Below are 4009 nucleotides of genomic sequence, written 5' to 3' on the forward strand. Positions count from 1 at the left end.
GGATCGATCCGCATCCCCGCGGCGTGCTGCGGGCTGGTCGGCCTGAAACCAGGCCGCGGGCTCACCCCCTCGGGACCGGCGACCGGCGAGGCGATGCACGGCGCCGCCGTGCAGGGTGTGGTGTCACGGACCGTGCGCGATACCGCGGCGATGCTGGACGTCATCAGCGGCGGAGAGCCGGCCGCGCCGTACGTGCCGGGCCTGCCCGATTCGCCGTTCGCGTCGTACGTGGGCGCGGATCCCGGCACGCTGCGGATCGGTGTGCGTGTGCCGACGACGATCAACCAGTCGCCACACCCCGAGGCGTTCGCGGCTGTCGAGGCGACGGTGCAGACGCTCACCGAACTCGGCCACCACGTCGAGGAACTGCCGGATGCACCCTTTGACGATGCCGCACTCGCCCGCGACTTCCTGCTCACCTGGTTCGTCTACATCGCGTGGCAACTCGCCGAGATAAAACAACGCACCGGCGCGGGCGACGAGTCGTTCGAGCGCGACACACTGGTCCTGGCGGCGCTCGGCCGAGCCACGAGCAGCGTCGACTACGTGGACGCCGTGCATCGCCGCCATGAACACACCCGCCGGCTGACCACCTTCTTCGAGTCCTACGACCTGCTGCTGACACCCACGTTGGCGACACCGCCGCCGCGGATCGGTGAGTTCGACCTACCGGTCGCGCTGCAGCGCGGCGCCGACGTGTTGATCAAGACCCGCGCCGCCAGGCTCCTGCAGTTCACCAGGTTCGTCGACGACCTGGTGGACAAGAACCTCTCCTGGGTGCCGTACACACAACTGGCGAATCTGACCGGTAGGCCGGCGATTTCACTCCCGCTGCACTGGACCGCCGACGGTCTGCCCCTGGGCGTGCAGTTCGTCGCGCCGTTGGCCGGCGAATCGCGACTGATCTCGCTGGCCGCACAGCTCGAGCAGGCGATGCCCTGGGCGGATCGCGCAGCACAGCTCTAGCCGTGCCTCATCGCAGCGTCCGGGCGGCCTCACCCAGCGCTTCCCGGAGCCACTGCACCTCTTCGCACAACCGCTGCGCGTCGGTGTACAAAGCGCCGTAGATCGCCCAGCGGTCGGGTAGGTCGAGGCGCTGACTGTCGGCTGCACCACCGAGTGCCTGCAGGGCAGACCGGCAGTTCTCGGCCTCATCGGCGAGCGGCTCTCCGCGACGCAGATCGCCGACGGTGTGGATCGCCCCTGCACTGGCGACGGTGTGGCACACCGCGTTGAGCAGGTCGGCATAGTCCCGGAGGAACTGCCCGCGCGGGGACGCCTGCGATGGGTCGTCGTCATCGAAAACGCGCACCAAGGCCTGCCGTCACCGATCTGAGCTGCTCGGCGATTCGCTCGACCCCGTGAACCGTCACCCGGTAGCCGCCAAAGGTGCTGTGCTCCCGTACCAGCAGCCGGCGCGGATTGAGTTTGGAGGTCTCCCATGCGTGGTCGATAGAGCTTCGGGTCTGCGCTGCGGCGCGGGGCAACTCATCTGCGCGTCGTTGCCAATCCCGCGCGGCGTTGCCATCGGGCGCTTCTTCTCTCAGGCCCGCGACCATGTCCTGGAGCAGCTGCGTGGTCGTCTCGCAGTACCCGTCGACGGCATCTGCGGCGCTGCGGTACCGCAGCGGGGGGGCGATCAGCAGGTTGGTGACGACGGCGACGAGGGCACCGAGCAGTACCATCCCCGCCAAATCCCGGAGCAGGGTCAACGGTGACCTGCCGGCGTCGGGCATCGCGAACACGCCGTAGGCGAACACTGCCGCGACGGTGACGTTGAAACCCTGGCTTCCCAGCCGCTGCCACCGCCCGACGAGCAGAGTCACGATCAGGATCACCGGGAACAGCCACAGCAGCGGACCTGCGGGCAGCACCACCGCGCCAACCACTGCGATCCCGACGAGGACGGCGGCGGTGTAGTGCACCGCCTTCTCCACCGATTCCGCGATCGTGTGATGCATGAGCAGCATGGCGGCGAACGCAGCGAAGGTGCCGTAGGTGGCGTGGAACACGTGCGTCGCCAGAGTCCACGCCGCGGTTCCCGCGATCACAGTCTTCACCAGGACGAGCGCGGTTTCGCGGGTCATGTCCAAGGCGGGAAGCGCCTGCTTGAGGCGGCCGAGGAGACCGGTCACGGACATCGTGCCCGCCCTTGTCCCGCCGTGGCCGGGTCAGCCCGGTATCGAGCGAGGGTCACGGCTTCTCGGGTAGGTGTTCCGCTCACCGATGCGGCCGTCTTCATTGTGGATGAAGTGCTCGACGCCACGGTCGATCGCCATCTCGCGCCCCAGACCCTGCGCCTGACGTTTGGTGGGTGCGGCGTTGGAGGCTTCACTGTTGCCTTCGACCTCGTTTATCCAGCGACCATTTTTCTTGACGGTGTGCACATCTCCTCTTGGCATGACACCTCCCAGGTTTGTCGGCTCTCGGTATGGGATGCCACGTCGCGCGCCGCTCAAAACAACACGGTGACGAGGACTCCCTCAACACTTGCGTCGAAGCAACAGTTTGGCGCTCCCGGGTACGGGTAGCCGACAGCGTGGGCCTTCCGACATGACCGATGGAGGATTTGTGAACACGACAACCGAGATGCTGCAGAGCTACCCGAAAAGCCTGGACGGGATCGACACCGAGGGCTTCGCCGCCTGCATCGAAGCGTGTTTCGAGTGCGCCCAGGTCTGCACGTCCTGCGCTGACGCCTGCCTGGCCGAGGATTCCGTCGCCGACCTCACCACATGCATCCGGACCGACCTCGATTGCGCAGACCTGTGCGCAACGACAGGCGCGATCCTGTCCCGCCGCACCGGCTACGACGCCACCGTGGCGGCCGCAGTGCTACAGGCCTGCGCCGCCGCCTGTCACGCCTGCGTTGAGCAATGCGCTCAGCACGCCGAAATGCACGAGCACTGCCGGATCTGTGCGCAGGCCTGCCAACGCTGCGAGCAGGCCTGTCGGCATCTGCTCACATCGATGGGGTGAGTGGCGAAGGGCCATCACAGGCGGTTGGATTCCTGGCAACCGGGTAGAGCCCTGCAATGCATCTGGACCAAGGCCCGCGGAGTTCTGAACCCATGCGATTCCTCGACACGTCGGCGCCCGCCGCATGACCGCCGAAGACCTCCGCAAGCTGGCCTCGGCGCACGGGGTGGCCACCACGTACCGCAATGAGCGACGCGAACCGGTGGAAGTGGACGCCGATGTGGTGATCCGGGTACTGGGTCTGCTCGACGTCGACGCGACCACTGAGACAGCGCGGCGTCAAGAGCTGACCCGACTGGCCGAGCGGGACCGCGCCGGCACCGTCGCACCCACCGTTGCCATCCGCCTGGACGGCCGACCCCGACCCTTGGCAGGCGCAGCCTCTTTGGTGGCCGAGGACGGCACACGGACCGAGGTGCGCGACGAGCTGCCCGGCGACCTGGCTCCGGGTTGGTACCGGTTGCACACCCGCGACGGTCAGGAGTCGACGTTGGTGGCGGCGCCGCCGAAAGTGCCGACGGCGCCGGCAACCTGGGGCTGGATGTTGCAGCTCTACGCCCTGCGCTCGGCTCGTTCCTGGGGTATCGGCGACCTGGGTGATCTGCGGGAGTTCGTCGACTGGACCACCCGCGAGCACGGCGCAGGCGCGGTACTTCTCAACCCGCTGCACGCGCCCGGACCGACACATCCTGTGCAGCCCTCCCCCTACACACCCTCCAGCAGACGGTTCGCCAACCCGCTCGCACTGCGGATCGAGGACACCGACGCCTACCGCCGGGCCGACCCGGACACCCGTGCCGAGGTGGACGCGCTGCGGGTCTCGGCGAGCACCGAAAGGATCGACCACGACCTGGTGTGGGCCGCCAAAAGTGCTGCGCTGGAGCTGCTCTGGCGCGCCGAGGGCCGACCCGATCCCCTGGCGCAATCGGGTGTGACCGACGGGTTGCGGGACTGGGCCACCTACTGCGCGCTGGCCGAGCGGCACGGCGGACGCTGGAGCCGGTGGCCGCATCCGCTGCGCGACGTCGCC

The 4009-nt window shown here is 68.1% G+C and carries 6 protein-coding genes; 3 read left to right on the forward strand and 3 right to left on the reverse strand.

Annotated elements, in window-relative coordinates; genetic code table 11:
* A partial coding sequence (locus WA944_RS16970; RefSeq protein WP_526647169.1) for an amidase occupies window positions 1–966 on the forward strand: 966 nt, incomplete at its 5' end.
* A 7-nt stretch (window positions 967–973) separates the two neighbouring features.
* Here WA944_RS16970 and WA944_RS16975 read toward each other — a convergent pair.
* From WA944_RS16975 to WA944_RS16985, 3 genes are read right to left on the reverse strand one after another with little or no spacing between them, the layout of a single operon-like run.
* Entirely contained in the window at window positions 974–1312 is a 339-nt protein-coding gene (locus WA944_RS16975) for a hypothetical protein (protein WP_526609243.1), read from the reverse strand.
* Window positions 1296–2141, reverse strand: a complete 846-nt coding sequence (locus tag WA944_RS16980) for a hypothetical protein (RefSeq protein WP_526609241.1) — start codon at window positions 2139–2141, stop codon at window positions 1296–1298. The genes WA944_RS16975 and WA944_RS16980 overlap by 17 nt, the downstream gene beginning before the upstream one ends.
* Before the next feature lie 30 nt (window positions 2142–2171).
* A complete protein-coding gene (locus WA944_RS16985) occupies window positions 2172–2387 on the reverse strand; it encodes a DUF2188 domain-containing protein (protein ID WP_526374552.1) in 216 nt (71 codons plus the stop codon).
* A gap of 202 nt (window positions 2388–2589) precedes the next feature.
* On the opposite strand from WA944_RS16985, the gene WA944_RS16990 reads away from it, so the two are divergent.
* Window positions 2590–2979 carry a four-helix bundle copper-binding protein gene (locus WA944_RS16990; protein WP_526374558.1) on the forward strand — a complete coding sequence of 130 codons (390 nt, stop codon included), beginning with the start codon at window positions 2590–2592 and terminating at the stop codon, window positions 2977–2979.
* Between the two features lie 124 nt (window positions 2980–3103).
* Window positions 3104–4009: 4-alpha-glucanotransferase (locus tag WA944_RS16995; protein ID WP_526647170.1), on the forward strand; the 906-nt coding region annotated here is incomplete at its 3' end.

The organism is Mycobacterium sp., from assembly GCF_049683355.1.
Taxonomy (GTDB): Bacteria; Actinomycetota; Actinomycetes; order Mycobacteriales; family Mycobacteriaceae; genus Mycobacterium.

What these genes read in the sequence shown, in the direction of transcription:
- WA944_RS16980 (WP_526609241.1), bottom strand. Translation starts at nt 2,141, where the DNA reads ATGTCCGTGACCGGTCTCCTCGGCCGCCTCAAGCAGGCGCTTCCCGCC.
- WA944_RS16990 (WP_526374558.1), top strand. Translation starts at nt 2,590, where the DNA reads ATGCTGCAGAGCTACCCGAAAAGCCTGGACGGGATCGACACCGAGGGC.